This is a genomic window from Flavobacterium ginsengisoli, from assembly GCF_029625315.1.
GTDB classification, from domain to species: domain Bacteria; phylum Bacteroidota; class Bacteroidia; order Flavobacteriales; family Flavobacteriaceae; genus Flavobacterium; species Flavobacterium ginsengisoli.
This window is the reverse complement of sequence record NZ_CP121110.1, coordinates 474,064-497,431: the sequence shown is the minus strand read 5'-3', so window position 1 is coordinate 497,431 and position 23,368 is coordinate 474,064. Positions and strand designations below refer to the sequence as shown.

At 34.6% G+C, this 23,368-nt stretch carries 13 protein-coding genes and 3 pseudogenes; 2 read left to right on the top strand and 14 right to left on the bottom strand.

Annotation, left to right across the window (positions count from 1 at the left end):
• Positions 1–8: 8 nt before the first annotated feature.
• The 3 genes from P5P87_RS02110 to P5P87_RS02100 all read right to left on the bottom strand — a co-directional run bounded on the left by P5P87_RS02110 (position 9) and on the right by P5P87_RS02100 (position 5,718).
• The gene (locus P5P87_RS02110) at positions 9–3,131 is read right to left on the bottom strand and encodes a SusC/RagA family TonB-linked outer membrane protein (protein WP_278021389.1); all 3,123 of its coding nucleotides are present in this window, start codon (positions 3,129–3,131) and stop codon (positions 9–11) included.
• A gap of 162 nt (positions 3,132–3,293) precedes the next feature.
• Complete coding sequence (gene amaB, locus P5P87_RS02105; protein WP_278021388.1) at positions 3,294–4,847, bottom strand: L-piperidine-6-carboxylate dehydrogenase; 1,554 nt, start codon at positions 4,845–4,847, stop codon at positions 3,294–3,296.
• Positions 4,848–4,902: 55 nt separating this feature from the next.
• Positions 4,903–5,718 (bottom strand): DUF1338 domain-containing protein, encoded by an 816-nt coding sequence (locus P5P87_RS02100; RefSeq protein WP_278021387.1) that lies wholly within the window; start codon positions 5,716–5,718, stop codon positions 4,903–4,905.
• 188 nt (positions 5,719–5,906) lie between these two features.
• On the opposite strand from P5P87_RS02100, the gene P5P87_RS02095 reads away from it, so the two are divergent.
• Positions 5,907–6,377, top strand: coding sequence for an Lrp/AsnC family transcriptional regulator (locus P5P87_RS02095; protein WP_198857282.1), 471 nt, complete (start codon positions 5,907–5,909; stop codon positions 6,375–6,377).
• 236 nt (positions 6,378–6,613) lie between these two features.
• Here the strand turns inward: P5P87_RS02095 and P5P87_RS02090 are convergent, their stop codons facing one another.
• The 11 genes and pseudogenes from P5P87_RS02090 to P5P87_RS02040 all read right to left on the bottom strand — a co-directional run bounded on the left by P5P87_RS02090 (position 6,614) and on the right by P5P87_RS02040 (position 21,326).
• Positions 6,614–7,393 (bottom strand): PfkB family carbohydrate kinase, encoded by a 780-nt coding sequence (locus tag P5P87_RS02090; protein ID WP_340696618.1) that lies wholly within the window; start codon positions 7,391–7,393, stop codon positions 6,614–6,616.
• Between the two features lie 25 nt (positions 7,394–7,418).
• A complete protein-coding gene (locus P5P87_RS02085) occupies positions 7,419–8,975 on the bottom strand; it encodes a glycoside hydrolase family 32 protein (protein WP_278021386.1) in 1,557 nt (518 codons plus the stop codon).
• Positions 8,976–9,001: 26 nt separating this feature from the next.
• Positions 9,002–10,399, bottom strand: coding sequence for a DUF4960 domain-containing protein (locus tag P5P87_RS02080; protein ID WP_278021385.1), 1,398 nt, complete (start codon positions 10,397–10,399; stop codon positions 9,002–9,004).
• 19 nt (positions 10,400–10,418) lie between these two features.
• Positions 10,419–12,111, bottom strand: a pseudogene (locus P5P87_RS02075) (RagB/SusD family nutrient uptake outer membrane protein).
• 15 nt (positions 12,112–12,126) lie between these two features.
• Positions 12,127–15,231, bottom strand: coding sequence for a SusC/RagA family TonB-linked outer membrane protein (locus tag P5P87_RS02070; protein WP_278021384.1), 3,105 nt, complete (start codon positions 15,229–15,231; stop codon positions 12,127–12,129).
• Between the two features lie 184 nt (positions 15,232–15,415).
• On the bottom strand, positions 15,416–15,916 hold the full coding sequence (locus tag P5P87_RS02065; RefSeq protein WP_278022847.1) for a GH32 C-terminal domain-containing protein: 501 nt from the start codon (positions 15,914–15,916) through the stop codon (positions 15,416–15,418).
• 54 nt (positions 15,917–15,970) lie between these two features.
• Positions 15,971–16,844 (bottom strand): annotated as a pseudogene (locus P5P87_RS02060) (glycoside hydrolase family 32 protein); the annotation flags it as partial.
• A gap of 151 nt (positions 16,845–16,995) precedes the next feature.
• Positions 16,996–18,354: a sugar porter family MFS transporter gene (locus P5P87_RS02055; protein ID WP_278021383.1), complete on the bottom strand. Its 1,359-nt coding sequence runs from the start codon at positions 18,352–18,354 to the stop codon at positions 16,996–16,998.
• A gap of 230 nt (positions 18,355–18,584) precedes the next feature.
• Positions 18,585–18,698 (bottom strand): helix-turn-helix domain-containing protein, encoded by a 114-nt coding sequence (locus tag P5P87_RS02050; RefSeq protein ID WP_278021382.1) that lies wholly within the window; start codon positions 18,696–18,698, stop codon positions 18,585–18,587.
• Position 18,699: 1 nt separating this feature from the next.
• A complete protein-coding gene (locus P5P87_RS02045; RefSeq protein WP_278021381.1) occupies positions 18,700–20,148 on the bottom strand; it encodes an ATP-binding response regulator in 1,449 nt (482 codons plus the stop codon).
• 191 nt (positions 20,149–20,339) lie between these two features.
• A complete protein-coding gene (locus P5P87_RS02040) occupies positions 20,340–21,326 on the bottom strand; it encodes a substrate-binding domain-containing protein (RefSeq protein ID WP_278021380.1) in 987 nt (328 codons plus the stop codon).
• A 324-nt stretch (positions 21,327–21,650) separates the two neighbouring features.
• On the opposite strand from P5P87_RS02040, the pseudogene P5P87_RS02035 reads away from it, so the two are divergent.
• Positions 21,651–23,058 (top strand): annotated as a pseudogene (locus P5P87_RS02035) (alkaline phosphatase).
• Positions 23,059–23,368 lie beyond the last annotated feature (310 nt).

Sequence of the window (23,368 nt, the reverse complement as noted above, 5' to 3'; positions counted from 1 at the left end):
AAATAGAATTAAAATATATACTGAATACCAGAAACAAATGATCTTGTAAATGGATAAACAAAACGGTCTACACCAGTATCAATTACTGAAGCTCGTGAGAATTCAGGATCGATACCTGAGTAATTGGTGATAGTAAACAAGTTCTCGGCGCTTATATAAATTCTAAGTTTATCAATTTTTGCTTTGCCTAACATTTTGCTTGGAATAGTATACCCAAGTTGCAATTGGCGCATTCTGATGAAGTCTCCGCTTTCAAGAAAACGATCTGATTCACGACTGTTTCCGTTAGGATCTTGCAATACGGCACGTGGTATATTACTATGATTTTCTGGTGTCCATGAATTAAGTGTAGAAGCCAGCATATTTGTTCCTGAATTCATAGACTCATAGAAATATCTGTTTCCGTTGTATAACTTATTGCCCCAACCGCTTCCTATCAAAGCAGAAAAATCAAATCCTTTGTAACTTGCACCTAAGCTAAGGTTTACTTCTAGTTTTGGCAATCCTGTTCCTGCATAAGCTTTATCTTTTTCATCGATAACACCATCTCCGTTCAAATCTTTGAAACGAATGTCTCCAGGTTTAGCGTTTGGCTGTAATAAAACTCCATTTTTGTTATGTGCGGCAACTTCGTCAGCAGATTGGAAAATACCATCTGTTTTGTATAAATAGAATCCGCTAATTGGACTTCCAACGCGAGCCTGAGTTGGAAAGTGTTCGTCTCCGTATTTTAATCCTTCTCCGTAAATAGTTTGTCCGTCGTTTGCCAATTCTTCTACCCTATTTTTAAGCGTAGTAAGGTTTAATCCTGCATTATATTTAAATTCATTAACTTGATCACGGTAATTTACTTCAAATTCGAATCCGCTGTTGCTAATTTTACCTACGTTAAGAACTGGATCATCGATTCCGGCAGATGGAGCAAGTTTTTTCGTAATCAATAAGTTGTCTGTAACATTATGGTAATAGTTCATCGAACCGCTGATTTTTCCTTTTAATAGCGTATAATCGATACCGATGTTTTTAGAATCTGTGGTTTCCCATTGCAAATTTCTATTTTCTAATGCTGTTGCAATACTTCCTGGCCAAGGATTGCTTCCTATACCTTGAACATAACCGTTTCCTAAAGTATTACCTGTTTTAATTAATGTATTTGCAGAATAATAACCTAAAGCCGCTTCGTTACCCAATTGTCCCCAGCTTGCTCTTAATTTTAAAGTAGAAAGAATCATGTCTTTTGGAAAGAAATCTTCTTGCTCGATTTTCCATCCTAAAGCAATAGATGGGAAAGTTCCCCAACGGCTGTCTTCTCCAAATTTAGAAGAACCATCTTTTCTAACTGTTACTTGAAGTAAGTAACGATCGTTGTAAGAGTAATTTAACCTGCTAAAGAAAGATACTCTGTTGTATTGAAATTTTGAACCGTCGGCAGAATACGTTCCTCCTTTTCCGGCACCAATTGTTTCAAAACTAGGATCAAGAAATCCTGACGGACGATCGATAGAAACTAGTTGTCCGTTTTCTACTGTATAATCTGTTGTCTTACCTTCAACACTAACCTGATTCCAGTTTGATGCCTGACTATTAAAAGTATTACCAAGCATTAAACCAAAAACATGTTTCCCGAAGGTTTTATCAATCGTGATAATATTGTCTAATATTTGCTCATTCCAAGTAGTTCTTAATTCTGTTTGCATCGGATAAAGATGCACTTCCTTAGGATTTGCAATATAAGGTGGAAAATGAGCCGTTTGCTGGTTGTTTTTCACACGGTAAGAATAAGCCAGTTTGTATTTTAACCAAGGTGCGATGTTTGCTGTTGTCGCAATATTTGCCGTTATATCCTGTCCTATATCATTGCTTTTTCTAAAATGCTCTTCAGCAACTGGATTTGTACCTGCTGGCAAACCATTTTTATTTGACAATCCATAGCCATATTCCTCTGATGAGTCATAAACTGGAACCAAAGGAGACATTGTATATACTTCTTTTAACTGGAAATTAGGCAATGCATTTTGCGTTCCCATATAAGCCATTTTTCCATCAATGTCAAAAATCGATTTTTTGAAACTCACTCTCGCACTACCTGTTTGCTGACCAAATTCGTTATCTATTACAATACCTTTTTGCTTTACGTAATTACCATAAAGTGCAAATTTGAAATCTCCTTGTCTTCCTTGAATTCCTAAACCATAATTTTGTGTAAGTCCAGAACGGAAAACTTCGTCCTGCCAATCTGTATTTGTATCAGACGGTGCAGTAATATAGGCTGGAAGCGGTTTTGGAGAAGTTGCATATTTATTGTATTCGTCATACATTCTTTTATTAACCGTTTTGTAACCATCAGCATCTAATAAATCTAATGTTTTAGATGGGTTTGTGATACTTAAAAAAGAACTAAAATCTACTTTTACTCCTTCTTTCTGTCCATTTTTTGTGGTTACGATAATTACACCATTGGCAGCGACAGATCCGTAAATTGCAGCCGCAGCACCATCTTTAAGAACCTCCATCGATTCTATATTTGTTGGGTTAATAGTATTGATAGATCCCTGAAATCCGTCAATAATATAAAGCGGTTCTGTTGCTCCAAATGTATTTACTCCACGAATTTTCACGCTCACAGAGGCACCTGCAACACCACCGCTTTTTTGCACATTCACCCCTGCAACTAAGCCTTGAAGTGCTTCTGCTGGACTTGTTGTCGCACGCGTTTCTAGGCTTTCTTTTTTAACGGTAGAAATGGCTCCTGTAACATTACTTTTCTTTTGCGAACCATAACCAATAATGACAACTTCATTCAGTTTATTGGTTTCTTCCTGCATAACCACATTAAGTTCTTTGCGATTATTTACCTCTTCGCTTATTCCTGTAAATCCTACATAAGAAAAAACGATAACTGGATTTTCTAAAGTCGATGAATACACCAACGTATAATTTCCATCAATATCCGTTGTCGCATTAAATTTAGAATCTTTGATAGAAATACTTACGCCAGGCAACGTATTATTTTTATCGTCTGTAACTTTTCCTGAAATAGTCTTTTGCGCTTGCGCAAAATTGATGTTTGGTAACCACAAACATAGCAGTAAAGGAATAAAATAAAGTCTCCTAATTAGTTTTCTGTTCATTTCGGTAATGGTTTTAGTTAGTAAATTTTTAGTTGTTTTTTTTACATTTTTAGTTTTTTTGCATGCAGATACACCTCGCCTGATAATGTTCAAGAAACATTATCAAACAAAATGTGGTATTCTCTTTGGGGTGATTTTTTGTTAAGCTTTAATCTCTTTGGGCTACAAATCGAATTTTATTCCTTGCGCTAATGGCAAGCTCGTAGTATAATTGATTGTATTGGTTTGTCTTCTCATGTAAATTTTCCATGCATCAGATCCAGATTCACGTCCTCCACCGGTTTCCTTTTCTCCACCAAAAGCTCCACCAATTTCGGCACCAGATGTCCCGATGTTCACGTTTGCAATTCCACAATCAGAACCAGTAACAGATAAAAACAATTCTGCTTCTCTTAAATTATTTGTCATAATTGCAGAAGACAATCCTTGCACTACTCCATTCTGGATTTCTATAGCATTTTCAACTGTACCTGAATATTTTAATAGGTATAAAACAGGAGCGAAAGTTTCATGCTGTACAATTTCAAAAGTATTCTCTGCCTCTGCAATTGCAGGTTTTACATAACAGCCACTTTCATATCCTTCACCAGAAAGCACTCCGCCTTCAACAAGAATTTTACCTCCTTGTGTAACGACTTGTTTCAAAGCTTTCTCATACATTTCTACTGCTTGCGTATCAATCAGAGGACCAACATGATTTTTTTCATCTAAAGGATTTCCGATTCGCAATTGTTTGTATGCCGAGATAAGAGCATCTTTTACCTTATCATAAATACTTTCGTGAATAATTAAACGACGTGTAGAAGTACATCTTTGTCCAGCTGTTCCAACGGCACCAAAAACGGCACCTATAATTGTCATTTTTAAATCGGCATCGGGCGTTACAATGATTGCGTTATTTCCACCTAATTCTAGCAATGATTTTCCTAAACGCCCTGCGACTACCTGCGCGACAGTTTTACCCATTCGAGTAGATCCTGTAGCAGAAATTAACGGAATACGTTTGTCATTGGTTAACAGTTCTCCTATGCTATAATTTCCGTTAACCAAACAAGAAATACCTTCTGGAAGATTGTTTTCTTTAATAACTTCAGCCATTATATTTTGACATGCAATTGCACAAAGTGGTGTTTTTTCAGATGGTTTCCAAACGCAAACATCACCGCAAACCCATGCCAAAGCAGCATTCCAAGCCCAAACAGCCACTGGAAAATTAAATGCAGAAATAATCCCGACAACTCCTAAAGAATGATATTGTTCGTACATTCTGTGTCCAGGTCTCTCTGAATGCATTGTCAATCCATGCAATTGACGCGAAAGTCCAACAGCAAAATCGCAGATGTCGATCATTTCCTGAACTTCTCCGTAACCTTCCTGCAATGATTTGCCCATTTCGTACGAAACCAATTTGCCCAACGCTTCTTTGTTTTTACGCAATTTTTCGCCAAACTGACGAACAATCTCGCCTCGCTGTGGCGCTGGCATTAATCTGAATTCCTTAAAAGCAACACTCGCCACTTCCATTACTTTTTCGTAATTAGCAGGAGATGATGTTTTAATTTTTCCTATTAATTGGCCATCAACAGGAGAATAGCTTTCTAAAATTTCTCCATCTGAAAAATTATTAAGCCCTGTCGAAGTTCCTTCGTTAACGTCTTTTATATTTAATTCCTTTAAAGCTTCTTGTATTGTAGCTTTTAATTCTTCGATTTTCATTATGAACTTTTTGTTATGTTTATCTCAAAGTCTTTTTCTTCTAAAAAACGATTATTTAAATCGATTTTTGAAGTTTTACATCAGTACTTTCAAAAATCTTATCTGCTGATGATGCTACAAAACCTTGATATAATTCTCCATTTGCCATAGGATAACGAAGGGCAAATTCATAATAACATGATGGCACTTTTAGTGTACCTTCTTTAAAATCTATATCGTATAAATCTGCTAATGTGCTAGATTGTTCTAATAATTGTTCTGGAGTTCCTTTAATTTTTCCGCCAGAAGCGTTAAGTTTCCAACCATTATCTTCTAAAAAGTTATTTAATTCTTCTAATGTTTGAAATCCTTTTAATGCATTTGTGTTTATAGTGAAATGATTTGCTCTAAAACCATAAACATACATCCATGCCGCATATTCAGATTCTTCTAACAGCGATTTGTAAACCGCTTGTGAATTTCCATTCCAAACTGCTCCGCTTAAAATCAGATTCGGATCATTAAATGCATTTTGATCACAGCTGTCTAAAAGTTGTCGCACTGTTTCCTGCAATTCTGCAGAACATTTTTCTAATTCCAATTCCGAAATAAAAATTCTAGGAGCGTCTTTATCCAAAGCATTTTCATAATGTTTAGCATACAGCTTTTTGGTTTCAAAATAATATTCGCCTTTTGCCTCATATCCTACATTTAGAAAAGCTTTTTCTAATACTTCGATGTTGATACGTTTATCGTTAAAAGTTCGAATTGCAATATGGTCATTTTTTATTTCTTCACCTTTCTCTTCTAACAACTCATGTATTTTCAGTGCCGATGGAGTTATATCGATATATTGCTCCCATAGCTTTGTAAGTAGTTGATTGTTCTTCATTTGTTGGTTTGTTAAATAGTGTTATAATGACACAAACATATCAATAATACTGTTATTATAACAGCCAATGAAGTCGATTATTTACAATTAGACATTTTTAACATTTTTTTATGTATTTTTGACACTTTAAAAACCAGTTTGACAATTAGAATTGTCAAAATTATAGAAAACACAAATTGACATAACTTATGGCAAAGCTCAATAAGAACGAAAATACTGATTATTTAGATCGAGAAATTATTCAAAAGCTCAGCGAGAACAGTAGAATTGCTTTTTCAGATTTAGCAAAAGAATTAAACATTTCTAATTCATTAGTCCATTTAAGAGTTAAAAAATTGCAAGAAAGTGGAGTAATAACAGGTTTTTCTGTGAAATTAGATCCTAAAATGATGGGTTTTGAAACCACAACTTATACCGGAATAGTGACCAAAGAAGCACATTTTTCGTATTCGATTGCGAACAAACTCAAAGAAATTCCTGAAGTGGTAGAATGCCATTGGGTTTCTGGAAATTATGCTTTGTTCATTAAGATTGTTGCGGCAAATAATGAGGAGCTCCGCAAAATCTTATATGAACAAATTCATCAAATTGAAGGCGTAGGAAGCACTGATTCTTTTTTCTCTTTTGGTTCTGCATTTGAAAAAAACCTGCCAATCTAACCGATAAAATTTTATATAAATAAAAAGAGCAGTAAAAATACTGCTCTTTTAAAGTATTGAGTTCTTTGCTAATAAAATAATCTAGTTTCTTTAACTTCTATCAAAGAGACTAACCTTTAACTGTTGCCATTAAATCATTAATTCTTGAAGTAGAAATTTCGGGATTTGCACCAGGCGCCTCAGCAACAAGTGCTCCTACTGCACAGGCAAAATCAATTGAACTTTGAGGATCTCTACTATTTAATAATGAAGTGATTAAAGCTCGCTAAGAAAGAATCTCCTGCACCAACAGTATCTGCAACTTCAATTGGGTAACCTCCATTTTCATAGATTTTCCCTTTCCATAACAGTAAAGCTCCATGTTTTCCTTTGGTAACACACATCGCTGTGGCTTTCGTTTTTTCTTCAATAAAAGCCATGTTTTCTTCCAAAGTTTTAAAAGGAGAATTCATCTTTTTTGCGATCTCAAGTAATTCTTCATCATTAAATTTAATAAAGTCGGCTGATTGCATAAGTTCTTCTAAGATTTGATAAGTATAATGCGGTTTTCTTAAATTCACATCAAATACTTTATAAACATCATTTTGAAGCAATTCTTCTAGAGCATTTCTCGAAACCGTGTCACGGCAAACCAAACTTCCGTAAATCAGTACATCTGCTTCTGCAACGGTAGTTTTTGCTAAATCATTCAAAACAATTTTATCCCAAGCTGCCGGATAATTTATTTCATACGTTGCCGATCCACGTTCATTTAATGTAACATTGACCAAACCCGTTGGAAAATCTTGTGACACTACAATCGTATCTGTTTCAAGCCCAAGCTCTTTTATTTGACTTTTTATTGCCTTTCCATCTTCGTCATTTCCTACACAGCTTATCATGGCTACTTCGCAACCTAACGTTTTCATGCGTAAGGCCACATTCAATGGAGCTCCGCCAATCTTTTTTTCATTGGCAAAGACATCCCAAAGAACCTCTCCGTATGCCATCGCCTTAAGGTTTTTTCCCTTATTCATTCTAGAATTATTTTAATATTAGTTTTTATTCGGGCTGCGTTACCTGAAGGTTTGAAATTGTACTTGTTTGCCCTTCTGCAATTAAACCCCATTTATTTTTGTCTCTCCCATAAATGCGATTGGTGAGCGCTGCTTTTCCGTTGATATAAAAGACTACAACACTTCCTTCAGCAATTACTTCAACATCATATTTTGTATTTATCTGAAAAGCAAAAGGCAAGCTTGTTACTTCCTGTGAAGCCGAATTATAACCGCTTATTTTTCCATTAGCAATATCCAAAACTACTTTATAATAACTTCCTGTATCATTGGTATGAAAAACAAATCCGGCTGTTCCGTTAGCTTTCGCTAAAGTGATTTCGGCTTTTATTTTAACTTTCTTTCCAACGCTTTTAAAAGTAACCATTGCTTTTTCTGTTTCTCCAGATAAAGAATAAGTTCCATTATTAGCTGTTGCATTTGCTGAAATGGCATTTACTTCTGCAGTAGCATTCTTTTTCGAAAATAAATCCTTAACCGATTTCGGTGATTGCGTTCCTAAAGTTCCATCTGAATTCTGAATCAATTCATGAATAACCATATTTCCAGCCCAATCCTTGTTTCCTAAATCATTTTCAGGTGTTTTTCTGGCATTCCATCCAAAAACATATCTTTTATTTCCGTCAGAAGCTGTTTTTCCTGCATAAAAATATTCTCCGTCAATTCTGTCATTCTCAGGTTTTATCCATGGCCCATTGATTGATGATGAAATTCTGTAATGCGTTCCTTTGTTTCCGCTCCAATTCTCAGAAAAAATTAAATACCAATTGCTTCCCATTTTGAAAATATCCGCACATTCCATCATCAGATAATTATCTTCAGGAGTTGTGGTATAAATTGGAGCTTCAACATCCCATTTTCCCGATGCAGGATCTGCGATTGTAAAATGTAACAAAACAGCTTTTCTTCCTGGTTCTGTCTGTGTGCTTACTAACATTGAATATTTTTTCAATTCATCATTATAAAACACGTGCGGATCTCTGAAATCATAATTGTAATATCCTGCAGGAGCTGTAATTTTAAAAGACGGAACTTTTGTCCATTTTTTCAAATCGTTGCTTGTTGCACATAAAACACTTTCTCTGGCATTCGACTGCACAAAAGCCGGATTTTCGTTGTGCCCTGTATAATAAAAATAATAGAGATTACCCACTTTGACAACTGATCCTGTGCCAATAGCAAAATCAGGTTCAAGCGTTGTACCATACGGAATGGTTTGACCTTCATAAGTAAAATGTGCCAAATCTGTGCTTTGGTATTCATGAATATCATGAAATCCTTTTCCGGCAGGTTTATTTTGTGCATCATGCAGAAAATAAATATGAAATTTTCCGTTATCGAAAAAAGGCATAATATCTCCCGTATAACCCGCGCTGTAATAAGGATCGTTCGTGCCCATCCATTGCGCCGGCGGAACAGGAAAAACACTTGTTATTTCAGAATTCCCTCCCGAAATCGAACCTCCAATATACGTTTCATCCTGACTACACGAAACCAGCGAAAAGAAAACAGAGGCGATTGTGATTATATTTCTATATTTCATTTTAATTAAATTAAATTCAAAGTGGATTATTTTGCCGCTAGATAATTGATACTATTTTGTGTCAACAGTTTGATATTTGTAATAAACTCGTTTGCCTGACTTGGCACTCCGCTGCTATTGGTTTCATTGTACCAATCGTAAGCTCCCATCGAGATAACAATTACATTTTTATTTGTGCTTGTATTTGGAAATTCTGCAATGGTTACTCTTCCGTTAAGTTCATTATCCCACGCTTCACTTGCCAGATTGGTTCCTCCTGTTTGGTTTCTCCAACCTTCTCCATTGTTGTAGCCTCCCCATTCCGGTAAAAACCACCACGCTGTATGATTTAATCTGAAAGTTCCACTTTGCAGTAAATTGGCTTTTCCAGCTTCAAAAGTGGTTAGACCTTGGAATATTGGATGACCTTCATGACCAACGAATGACATTCCCCATGAATTTCCGTCTACAAATCCGTTTGGAGGAAAGTCACCAAAAACATTATTTGGTCCTTTTCCTGACGGAACAATTCCTAAAGCATCAACATATTGTGAAGCAAATGAAGTCAACAACAGATTTCCTCCATTTGTTCTGAAATTTTTCAATGCATTTGTAACCGCAGGATTATAAGCTACAGAAGGTAAATTGGCGACCGAATCAAAATGCCACCAAATGACGTCAATATCACTTAAATCGGCACCGTTTTGTATACTTTCGAAAGAAATATATTTAGCTCCTGGAAAGTTATCAAACAACCAGTTCGAAGCCGTAACTTCATCCATATTTGTAATTCCTGATCTTGTAGCCGCAGTTCCTAAAAACGCCACAGTTAATCCTGTTACCGGAACTCCAACATTTGCGGTATAATTAACGCTTTTTCCGTTTGATGTTATTACAAAAGTAACTGCATTTGTAAAATCAACTGTTGCTCCTGAAGCAGGTGAAATCGTAACACCAGCAGTTGTTTCAATTACTGGTTTAAGCGCTGTTAAATCAGTATTTTCAGGAAGCGTCATATTAATGGTTTTGCTAATGTCGTTTACAGTCGCTGCAACTCCATTAATTGTAAAACTCTTAATTGGACTCAAAACGGTTGTAGTCACTGTATAATCTTTATATAAATTACCGTTAACCACTCTGAATTTTACCGGATTTGTAAAATTCATCGCCGAATTTAATTCTGGATTTGATGTCGCACCTTCTACAAAAACAACTTCCGGTTTTATGGCTGTTATATCAGACCCGTAAGGCATTACAACAGTAATTTTTCCTGCTGCCTGATCAATGCTTCCTGAAACTCCATTCAATTTGAATGAAAGTACATTTGAAGGCGAACTCACATCAAATCCGCCAGTTTCAAAACTATTCTCGCAGGCAGTAATCATAAAAATCATTGCGAATACTATAGACACTTTGGTCCAATATTTATTTAAAGCTTTTTTCATATTGCTGATTTTTTAAAGATTAATAACCTGGATTCTGTTTGTACAATCCCTGACTGAAATTAATTTGCTTCAACGGAATTGGGCAATATTCTTCTTTATGCGCATCAAAAAAAGCATCTTGATAATAGGTACGTTTTGTTTTTTCTTTTGCATAAAAATCATTCATAACCTGATCTGTAATTCCCCAACGAACAAGGTCAAAGAATCGACTTCCTTCCATCGCCAATTCTAAACGACGTTCCCAACGCAAAGCTTTACGGGCAAAATCCTGTGTCCAGTTGCAATTGCTTCCATCCACATAAGTATTGATTTTGAAGTTACTCACATAAGGTAATCTTCCTGTACTTTGCGCTGCTCTTTCTCTGATTTCATTAATTAAGGGCAAAGCTTCAGATTGTCTTCCTAATTCAATCAAAGCTTCGGCACGCATCAAAATCACATCAGCATAACGAATCTGAATTCTGTTTTTAGAATTTCCGTAAAATGGATCAATATTTACAACACAACTGCAATTTGGGGCAACGTTTTCTTTTAAAGAAGCATAATAACCATACGTTCCTGGAGAACGTACCCAAGCTTCAACATATAAAAATTCTGGATCATACTTGTAAGGCAGACCCGGCATTGCAACCGTATGATATAATCTTGGATCAACCGTATTTGCATCTATATTTTTGTAATCAAAATCTTCGTTGTTGTACGTATCAAATTCAGGCAGACCATTTGCTCCTGTTTTAAAAGCATTCACTAAATTTTGGCTTGGTTTATGAAAATCACAACAGCCTAAACCTTGTGGCGTAGAAAGAACATCCGAGAAATTTAATCTTCCGTATAAAGTTCCGTCGTTATCAGAAAACTGAATTGAGAAAATAGATTCAGGTCCGTTTTCATAAGTTCCCGGTAAGAAGTTGTTGGCAAAGTCAGGTTCTAAAGAAGCTTTTCCGATTACTTTATCCGTTGCGGCAATTACTTCCTGCAAATGCTTGCTGACTGATTCCTGTAACTTTAAAAGTTTCATCCTGCGTATAAGCCTGATACAATCTAGTTTTTGCCAAATAAGCATAAGTCGCTTTTTTATTGGCACGTCCAACTTCTGGTTGTGTATCAGGCAAATTATCAGCTGCTGCCTGAAAATCTTCTGCAATTTTTTCCCAAAGTTCTTCGTTTGAAAGTGCTTTGTTTGAAATCGTTTTATAATCTTCAACCGGAACATCTTCGGTAATATAAGGCACATTTCTGAACATGATTTTCAGCATAAAGTAAAAATGCCCTCTCAAGAAACGCATTTCAGCCATTCTCGTTTTCTTCAACGGATAATCTGCTTCTGAGATTTGTTCCAAAGCTTTCAATGCTTTATTGGCTCTTGAAACGCCCACATAACTGATATACCAGAAACTGTCCAACTCTCCAAAATCTGGGCGGATATTATTTGAAACTTCAAAAAAGTGAAAATCCTGAATATCATTCGTACCGCTTCCACCTTTGTAGGCATCATCAGAACGAACATTTCCAAATGGCCATAAACTGTACGGAGAATCGTAATGATCATTTCCTAATTGAGCGTAAGCGACATTCATAAATCCTTCAACATTCTCAGGCGTTACAATATCTTTTTCTGACAAAACGCCACGCGGATCATTTTCTAAAAAATCGGAACAGGAAGCGAAGAAACCTATCGCTAAAAATCCTGCCATATATATTATTTTTTTCATTTTTTTAATCTTTTATTATAAAGTAAAATTAAGACCAGCAGTAAAAGTTGTTGGCTGTGGATATCCAAAACCTGCATTTTCAGGATCAACTCCTGTGAAGCTTTTCGCATCAAGAATCAATAAATTTTGACCGCTGATGTACAGTCTGAAGCTTTCCATACTTAGCTTTTTCAATAGTTCTTTTGGCAAACTATATCCAAGTTGCAAAACTCTTAGTTTAAGGTAACTGCCATTTTCTACATAATAAGTCGAAAATCTAGATTCTGCATTTCTGTCAACCGTTGTCAAAGCCGGAATAGTTGAATTTGGATTATCCAAAGACCAGGCATTCAGTAAACGAGTTCCTTTATTTGATCCTACGTCATCAACACTCCAAAAATCAGTTTGGTATTTTGTGTTGTTAATCACATCAACATCTGTTGCACCTTCCCAAAAAGTGGTAAAATCAAAGTTTTTATAAGACAAGTTTAAATTGATTCCGTACAGCAATCCTGGATTTGGGTTTCCAATCCATGTACGATCTTTGTCTGTAATTACGCCATCGCCATTTAAATCTTTGTAACGAATTCTTCCAAGGCCTTTTCCTTCTTGAATAGCCGAATTATCAACCTGATCCTGACTTGTAAACAGGCCATCAGTAACGTAACCGTACATTGAATTTATTGGTCGTCCCAAGATATTATCGTTTAGACCATCACCTCCATAATTGTTTTTAACTTCATCTGGTAATTTGGTCATTTTGTTTCTGTTAGCCGAAATATTGCCTGAAATATCATATTTCAATCCAAATGAAGTTTCGTCATGATATCCTAAAGAAAATTCCCAACCTCTGTTTTCCATAGAAGCTCCATTTACCCAACGGTTTCCTCCTTCTCCTATAACTCCTAAGTACGGTGGCAATACCAAAATATCATCTGTTTTCTTGATATAATAATCTACAGAACCGCTTAATTTTTGTTTGAATAAACCAAAGTCCAAACCAATATTGGTCTGTGTCGTAGTTTCCCATTTCAAATCATCATTTCCTGATTGCGTTGCGATAAAACCAGACGGAAGCAATCCGTTTCCGTTTCCTGCAATATCGTAAGCGGTTCCGTAAGATGTTGCCCAAGTTGGGCTTCCACCTGCGTAACTTGCCAGATAAAGCGAGTAAACTGCTGTATTGCTAATTTCTTGATTACCGGTTTGTCCCCAGCCTGCTCTTAATTTTAAGTCAGAAAAAACAGGAGCATTGTTTTTAATGAAGTTTTCATTGCTGATTCTCCATCCCGCTGAAACTGCCGGAAATGTTCCGAATTGATTGTTTTTTCCAAAACGAGAAGAACCATCACGACGAATTGTAGCCGAAACCAAATAACGATTATCAAACTCGTAATCTACTTTTCCAAAATAAGAAAGCAAAGAATATACAGTCGAAGTTCCACTAGTAAAAGATTCTCCCGTTCCTGCATCTGGATACATATAATCTGGCGTTTCAATCAAAAAGTCATTTTTACGTAATGTATTTGTATCGTAAGTATCTTTATACATTTCCGTTCCCGCCATCAAATTCAGATTGCTTTTTCCAAAGTTTAAGCTATAAATTGCTGTGTTCGTCCAAGTCCATTTATCACTGATTGACTGATCGATAGTTACAGAAGTTTGATCATTTTGCAGATAACCTGATTTGTAGCTTCTTTGTAAAGTACGCTTCTTATAAAAACCATAATCCATTCCGAAACTGGTTTTGATATGCAGGTTTTTAATGATTTCCAAATCCGCGTAAACGTTACCAAAAAGACGCAAATAATCGTATTTATTGTCTTTATTATATTCTAAAAGACGAACAGGATTTTGTCTATCGTTCATTCCTCCAACAGGACCTCCCCAACCTATTCCGTCTACAGTGTGAACCGGAATAATTGGCAAAGCTCTAAGTGCAGGATCTAAAACGCCAGGATCTGTCACTTCGTTTGTACGGTTTAAACTGAAATTTTCTCCAATAACTAATTTCCCGTCAAAATATTTATAAGAACTGTTCATTCTAGCCGAAATTCTTTCGAAATCAGTAGTTTTTACGACACCTTCGTTATCATAATAACCAAGCGAGAAAACATAATTTCCTTTATCTGATGCATTTGAAACAGACAAATCATAAGAATTGGCAACTCCGGTTTGAGAAATAGCATCATACCAATCTGTATTTGAAGCTTTAAGAGTTTGCTGTGCATCTAAATATTCTGGAACCAAAACTTTATTCAATTGCGGTTTATTATTATTTACCGACCAATCAAACTGATAGCGTAAATTATTGTTATTCGGATTTAAACCGTCGTTAATATTTGCTTGCCAAAGCGCCTGTCCAAATTGGTTTGCATTTAGAACATCTAACTTTCTTGAATAATCAGAAAAGGAAGCATAGGTGCTGAAATTGATTCTCATTTTACCTTCTTTTCCTTTTTTGGTTGTAATGATAATCACACCGTTTGAAGCGCGAGAACCGTAAATACTTGCAGAAGAAGCATCTTTCAGAACCTGAATGGTTTCAATATCATTCGGGTTTAGTTCATGCATTCCAGATTTTGTCGGCATTCCGTCAATAACATAAAGCGGATCTGTGTTGTTTAAAGTTCCAACACCACGAATCACCACTTTGGTATTTCCGCCGCTTGGCGAACCATCAGACGATACTTTTACTCCGGCAATTCTTCCCTGTAAAGCTTTTATAGGGTTTGGTTCTGGCTGTTTCATGACTTCCTTCATGTTTACAACAGCAACCGCTCCTGTAATATCCGTTTTCTTTTGTTTTGAATATCCCGTTACAACAACTTCATTCAATTGATTGTTGTCAACTTTTAGCGTTACATTGATTGTTTTTTGCCCTTTAACTGAAATCGATTGCGGTGCATATCCTATAAAAGAAACTACAAGCACAGCATCTGGAGCAACATTCGGCAAGGAAAAATTTCCGTCAAAGTCAGTTACTGAACTGGTATTAGTTCCTGAAATAATTACTGTCGCTCCAGGAAGCGGCATTCCGTCATCAGACGAAAAGACCGTTCCTTTTATTCCGTTTTCCTGAGCCGTCATCATCAGCATCGGAAAGAAGAAAAATAGAAAATAAATAATCTTACTTTTCATAAATTAATGGTTTTGGTTATATTTAATTGGTTAATTACGTAGTTAGTATTTCGAATGCCAATTTTAAGTGGCCGATCTATTTCAGAATAAAGCATAAAAGGTCAGAAAGGAATAATCTTTCGAATGTTTTCAAGCTTTGGCAGTCATTTCTTCACTAAAGAAAAAGTGCTTTTGCTATTCTTTTTTAATGACTTTTAGAAAAATTTAGTTCTTGAATTTTAAAATTGTTTATCTCCATTTTTTCTTTCGAAGAAATAGATAAAGCTGAGAATGGTTTATTTAGAAAAAAGATTTCAGTCATCACTTTTTCGCCATTGTTATAAAAAATTTCAATTGAAGTTTTATCCAAAATAATTTTAAAAGCGGCACTTTTTTGGCTTCCTTCCAAAAACGCCTTACTTATGGTTGAAGCAAACTTATCAGAGAAATCAACTTTACCGGCTTTAGAACGATCTATGAATAGAAAATTCTCTTTGTTATTGAGTCCAAAACTTAAAGATTCGCCATCTAAATTAGAAAGCGTAAAAGTGTAATCGCATTGTTTTAATTTTTTTAAATCTAAGTTAATAATGCTTTTAGTCAAATCATTAAAACCATCTTTAACCAATGTTAAATTTCCTTTTCCGTTTAAACTCTTTGCACTAATAGTTTCAGCAACATAATTATTTAGTTCTCGTACTGGCATACTAACCAAATTATAATTGCCCTCTTTTTTAACCAGTTTCAATTCGCGCGGAATTGTGGTGCTACTTCTCCAAGTTGTTGTTGGAACTTGCTGTGCATATTCCCAATTTGACATCCATCCGATAAATAAACGTCTTCCGTCTGAAGTTGGAACATTATTCCAAGTTACTCCGGCATAATTATCTTTTCCATAATCTGCCCAAACTGCTTTTTCGTTATTTACTCTTTCGGCAAAACTTTGATCCATCGTAAATGTTTTTCCGTCAAAATCTCCAACAAAATATTGAACTCCAGAACCTCCGTTTGGCCCGCCTGGATTAAGATTTACGATTAAAACCCATTTGGTTTCTTTTGTCCCTTCTACTTTTATTTCGAAGAAATCGGGACATTCCCAAACACCGCCATGAGCACCAATATTTTTTCCAAATTCAGATGCAAATTCCCAGTTTTTCAGATTCGCTGATTTGTAAAAATGAATTCGATCCTGTCGCTGCCAAAGCCATAATCCATTGTTTATGAGTTTCATCCCAAGATACTTTTGGATCGCGGAAATCTCTAATTCCAGGATTTTTAACGACAGGATTTCCTTCCTCAAATTTCTGCCATGTAAAACCATTATCATTAGAAAAAGCAATATCCTGCTGCTCCACATCAATTTTGCCAGCTTTTTCCTTTGCCATATCATGCAAAGTATAAATAGCAACAATTGGTGCTGTATTTCCAGTTCCTAATCCAGATGTATTGTGCGTGTCGACAACAGCACTTCCTGAAAATATATATTTGTCTTTATCTGGGTAAAGCGCAATTGGCTGTTCTTCCCATTTAATTAAATCTTTAGAAATGGCATGTCCCCAATGCATTGGTCCCCATGTATTTCCGTCAGGATAATGCTGGTAGAATAAATGATAATATCCATTGGAGAAAAACATTCCGTTAGGATCATTCATCCAGCCTTTTTTTGGCGTAAAATGAAAATTTGGTCGATACATTTGTTCTTCCGCGGTGTTCGATACAGTTACGGCAGCAGTTTGTGCAGTTGCAGAAGACGGTTTTAATCCTACTATCGACAGTAAGGCAGCACTATAAAGAGCTAACGGCAGATGTTTCTTTGATTTCATTTTTGTGGTTATTTTTTTTAGTTAGTGTTTCGCTTAAAGCTTCTAAAGAGATTCCTTTTGTTTCCGGCATCAGAAAAATTACAAATAACAATTGTAAAACCATCATTAAAGTAAAAATAAGGAATACAACTTCGGGTCCGATTTCTGAAAATAACATTGGAATTAAAGAGGGAATAATCGCGACCAAAACCCAATGTACTGAACTTCCAAATGCTTGTCCAGATGCTCGAATATGATTTGGAAATATTTCTGAAATAAAAACCCAAATTACCGCGCCCTGACCAATTGCATGTGAAGCAATAAAAAGGAAAAGGAAAATAGGAACTGATAAGCCTCCCCAATTGTAATAGAAAGAAGCCGATACTAGTCCGAGTGAAATAATATATCCAACAGAACCAATGTACATTAACAACTTTCTTCCTAATTTGTCAATTAATGCCACACCAATTAAGGTGAAAATAAGATTTGTAACTCCAATTCCGATACTACTTAACAACGCTGTATTTTGTCCTAAGCCGGCTTCTTCAAAAATTCTTGGCGCGTAATATAGAAATGCATTAATTCCAGAAAACTGATTGAAAAAGGCAATTAAAAAAGCGAGAATCAAAGGGAAACGGTATTTCTTCATGAAAATATTTTCGTGTTTGGTAACACCGTTTTCACGGGAATCATCTATTAAGTCGGCAATATTTGCAAACGGATCAATGGTATATAAAACTTTACGAGCTTCTTCGTCACGGTTTTTAGACAAAAGCCATCTTGGACTTTCTGGAATTGTCAAAATAAAAAGAATATAGATAAGAGAAGGAATTGCCTGAACACCAATCATCCATCTCCATGCATTTTCTCCAATATCTTTCAGAAAATAATTGGAGATGAAAGCAATTAAAATACCTAATACAATATTAAACTGATATAAAGCAACCAATCTTCCTCGTTTGTCTGCCGGAGCAATTTCTGACACATAAGCCGGAGCAGCAATAGTAGAAGCACCAACTCCTAAACCGCCAATAAATCTAAAAGCAGCAAATACAAATGGATTATTTGCAAAGGCAGCACCAATTGCTGAAGCGAAATATAAAATACCAATCCAGAACAGCGTTTTTTTACGTCCTATTTTATTAGTTGGGATTCCTCCAAAAATAGCACCAACTACAGTTCCCCATAATGCCATTGCCATAACAACTGAACCATGAAAGGCATCTGACGAGTGCCACAGAAGCTGTAATTGTTTATCAGCTCCAGAAATAACTACGGTATCAAAACCGAAAAGAAAACCTGCCAGTGCAGCAGTAACAGACCAAATCAATATCTTATTCATTGTACATGTATTAAAAACTTGTTGCTAAGATATCTGCAAAAAAATCAACTTATTTTTAATGATGTTACAATTTATTCCTATAAATATTGATGGTTTAGCATTTTAAGCTCAAAACCTTTATTTACAAGACTTTACGTAAATTAAAAATCTTTTACGAAAACCTTGTAGTTTCGATTTTGTTACATCACCTTCAAAATTGATACTTTAAAAGAAACAATTTTAAAGACAAATTAGCTGGACGTTTTATATTCTTTAGGAGAAATTCCAAATTTATTCTTAAAAGCTGTAGAAAAATAGTTTGGAGAAGAGAAACCTAATGAGTACGCAATTTCAGAAATATTCATTTCATTTGACTTTAAAAGCTCTGCAGACTTTCTCTAATTTGACATTATTAATATGATCGCTAATATTAATTCCGATAATTGCTTTTACTTTTCTATACAACTGTACTCTAGAAACGCCTAATTTGTCTGCCAATTCTTCAACAGAAAATTTAGGATTCTCAACATTTGCCATAATAATGCTATTCATTTTGGTAATGAAAGTCTGTTCCTGGTTTCCAAATTTAGATTCAGGTTCTACACGATATATATTATTAGTATAATAATAACGTAATTTTTCTCGGTTGAAAAGCAGACTCAAAATAGACTGTTTCAAAATTGAAAGACTAAATGGTTTAGTCAAATAGAGATCGACACCGCTTTGTAATCCTTTTAAAACAGCTTCTTTATTACTTTGCGCCGTTAAAATAATAATAGGAATATGTGAGGAACGAAGATCTTTTTTTAATTCTTTACTAATTTCGTAACCATCTTTATCCACTAGATTAATATCACAAATAATAATATCAGGAATAATTTCTAAAGCTTTTTCTATAGCATCACTCCCATCAGAAATATTTACAATATATTCATTAGATAATTTAGCTTTTAAGAAAGTTACCAAATCGGCATTATCTTCTATAATTAAAAGAGAATGTTTTTCAGAATCTGCAATTGCATTTAAATCTTTTAATTCTGATTCTAGCTCCAAATTATCAGTAATCAGACTTGGAATACTACTTAAATTTTCTACTTTTTGAATAATTTCTGAAGGCTGTAGATGCTCATTTCCTTTCAATAACGTTATTACAAATTCGCCGCCTTGTTTTGATTTCAATTCAATATTCCCTTTATGCAAAAGCACAAATTCTTTCGATAAATGCAAACCAATTCCCGAACTGTTTTTGTTATTATTTGATGCTCTAAAAAAAGGATTAAAAACATTTGACAATTCATTTTCGGGAATTCCAATTCCAGAATCTTTAAAATGAATTTTAACTGAATTATCAGACGATTCAATAATTGAAATCGTAATTTTTCCGTTATCTGGCGTAAATTTAAAAGCGTTTGACAATAGATTGAAATACACTTTATCCATCAAATTTCGATCAATAAAAAGATCAAGATTTTTGTTTTTGCAAATCAATTGAAAATCAATATTTCTACGCGCAGCTTCACCTTTGAAATTAAGCATGACTTCATTAGTAAAATCATAAATCTTAGTATTGGAAGCTCTTAAAGTAAATTTTTGCTCTTCGATTTTTCTGAAATCTAACAATTGATTAATTAATCGCAATAAACGGTTAGAATTTTTATGGATTAATTTAACTTCGTCGATCAATGCAGTTCCTTTAATTTTATCATTTTCTATTAAAGATTCCACATAACTCATTATTAAAGTGATAGGAGTTTTAAACTCGTGTGAAAGTCCTGTAAAAAAACTCAATTTTGCGGCGATTACTTTTAGTCGCAAGTTTTGCCATTTCCTGAATTTCACTATTCTGATGAATAACAGTTTGGTTAATTTTCTCCAGCTGTTTCTTTTTCTTAGAAATCGAAATCGTAGAATAAATGCTATAAATGGTTAAGCTTAAAATAATTACAAGAAAGAAACTCAGTAAACGAACCAAATTGTTTTGTGAAGCATATTCTTTTTCCTGTACTTTAATGGCCTCTTGTCGCGATTCTATTACAACTTGCTCGCTGGTCGACTTTATCCATTTGGTTTTCGATAATTTCTGCATTATTTTTATCGATAACAATAGTGTTTAATATGTTGTTTTTGGAAATAGATTCTTTGTTGTAAATTTTCAATGCTAATTTTAGAGCCTCATTTCCTCCAGTAGGATATAAAATTGTTCCATCTAGAACACCATTTTTTACCAATTCAATTCCGCCATTTACACTGTTTAATGCATCAACACCAATAAACTTAATTTTATTTTCTAATCCTAAAGTTTTGGCAGTTTCCCAGGCGCTCAAAGCCATTCGGTCATTATGCGCAAAAATATATTCAACGTCGGGATTTTGCTGAAGAGCAATCTTTAATGGCTCTTTCACAGACTCTTTTTCCCAATCCCCTTGAATGGTTTTAACAATGCTAAAACGTTTATTTTCATTGATAATCTGATTAAAACCAAGCGATCTTTCATAGGCTGGCGAAGACCCATTTGCTCCTGTAATTTCGATAATTTTACCAGTACCTTTGCTGTGTGAAATAATATAACGAGCGCCAATTCGACCAATTTCTATATTATCGGCACCTAAATAAGCTGTATAATTTTCTCCCTCAATTTTTCGGTCGACAACCAAAACGGGAATTCCAGCTTTGATTGATTTTTCTACAACAGCTGTTAATGGTTTAGATTGAATAGGAGAAACAATTATAACATCAACTTTATTAGAAATAAATTTTTCTATGTCTTCTATCTGTTTATTGACATTGTTATTGGCGTCTTTAATTGTCAAATCGACTTCTGGTCTCAGCGACGCTTCAATTTTAATAGAACTATTCATTTGTTTTCGCCAATCATCGGTTGTCATGGCCTGCGAAAAACCAACTTTAATCTTATTTCCTTGTTTTTCTTTACAAGAAATTAAACTTAATGATACTGCAAAAGCCAGTACAATATATTTTATAAATTGATACATGTGGTAATGAGGTTTTGTAAATAGTGTAAGTTTTGAAAATAGCCTTCTGAACCAACAGCTTGCCAATATAGTTAGGAAGGAAATATATTAGGTGGCAAACAAGAAGGATATTATAAAAAAGTAAAATTAAACTTTTATTTCATCTTGACAAATTACACTAATTATTTATAATCAAAAACCCGTAAACAACTAAACATCAAAACATTTAACAATAAAACTCGCATGTTAAAAATTATATTTATCAAAACAAAACAATTATTTAACGCATCAAAGTTGCATTAAACAAAGAAATACTTTTAATTTACTTCTTCTAATTAAAGCACAATGAACAGACGCAAATTTTTAAAAGGCTCATCAGTTTTGGCAGGACTATTTACTCTTAGTCCTTCCGTTATCTTATCAAATGATTTAGGAGCGATAAATAAAAAAGGAAAAAAAGCAAAAAACATCATTTTTCTTATAAGTGACGGAATGAGCACCGGAACGTTACAAATGGCCAATCTTTACTCTCAAAATATTTTGGGGAAAAATGGAAATTGGATGAACCTTTATAAAGAGAATAAAGTTTCGAGAGCTTTAATGGATACCGCATCTGCAAGTTCTGCAGTAACTGATTCTGCTGCTGCAAGTTCATCTTTTGGAGGCGGGCATCGCGTTAAAAACGGTGTGCTGAATATTGGTCCGAATGGAGAGAAGTATCTTCCAATCTGGCAGAAATTTAAGAATGCTGGAAAAAAAGCAGGCTGCGTTACTACAGTTACCATTACTCATGCAACTCCTGCAGGTTTTTGTGTGAATTCTGATAGCAGAAATGCTGAAAATGAAATTGCAGAAATGTATGCCAATCTTGGACTGGATGTAATGATGGGTGGCGGCGATGAGTTTTTTAATCCTTCTAAAAGAGCTGATAAAAAAGATGTTTATAAAATTTATGAACAAAAAGGATATCAGGTATTAAAACAAAAATCAGATTTAGAGAATATTAAAAAAGGTGAAAAAACATTAGGCGTTTTTAATTCTGGTGCACTTCCGTACACGATTGACAGAAATAATATCGAGGCTCTACAACAAACGCCTACTCTTGCCGAAATGAGTGCGGCAGCTATTGACCAAATGAAAGATCATAAAAATGGTTTTGTATTGATGATTGAAGGCGGAAAAGTAGATTGGGCTGCACATGCAAATGATATTGCGGCTTTAATTCATGATCAACTTGCTTTTGATGAAGCGGTTAAAACTGCAATTGATTTTGCTGAAAAAGATAAAGAAACGCTTGTAATTATAACAACCGATCACGGAAATGCAAATCCGGGTCTTATATATGGTGCTGATGCAACCAAAAATTTCAATAGTATTGCAGATTATAAATACACCAACGAATATATTTTAAACGCTATTCATGCCGATTTTAATTTGCGAGCAAGTTAAAGATTGGATAAAAGAAACTAATAAAATCAGTCTTACAGATGATGAGGCTAAACATTTACTGAATTTCTATTCTGGATTAGAAAAGCAGGAAGATGGGTTATATAATTACAAAAAACTGCCTTTTAAAGCCTACTCTGAAATTCAGAAAAAGCATAATAATGTGGGATGGATTAGTATGGATCATTCAGGAGATTATGTCGAATTGGCAATGTTTGGCCCAGGTAGTGAATTATTAAAGCCTTTTGTACAGAACATAGATCTTCATTATTTGATGCTACAAGCATCTATTGAAAAAGAAGATTAAACTTTTTTTGAAAACAATCTAATCTTCAAACAATAAACAGACCTTCAATTAAATTGAAGGTCTGTTCTATTTTAAGACAAAGGTTTCATGAATTAAAATCCTGCTTTTCATTGATTAACTTTTGCTTTTTAAACTGATAAATTGAACCTGCAACAAATAGTACTAATAAAACAAGAAGCGTATTGCTTATTATTGGGTCTTTTATATCCTTAGCCAATGGATGACTTAATGGAATTCTTGTAAAAGTTTCATTAACTGTAGGAACTAGAGACAGAAAAAAACTAAAAGACAACCAAAAGTTTTCAAAATA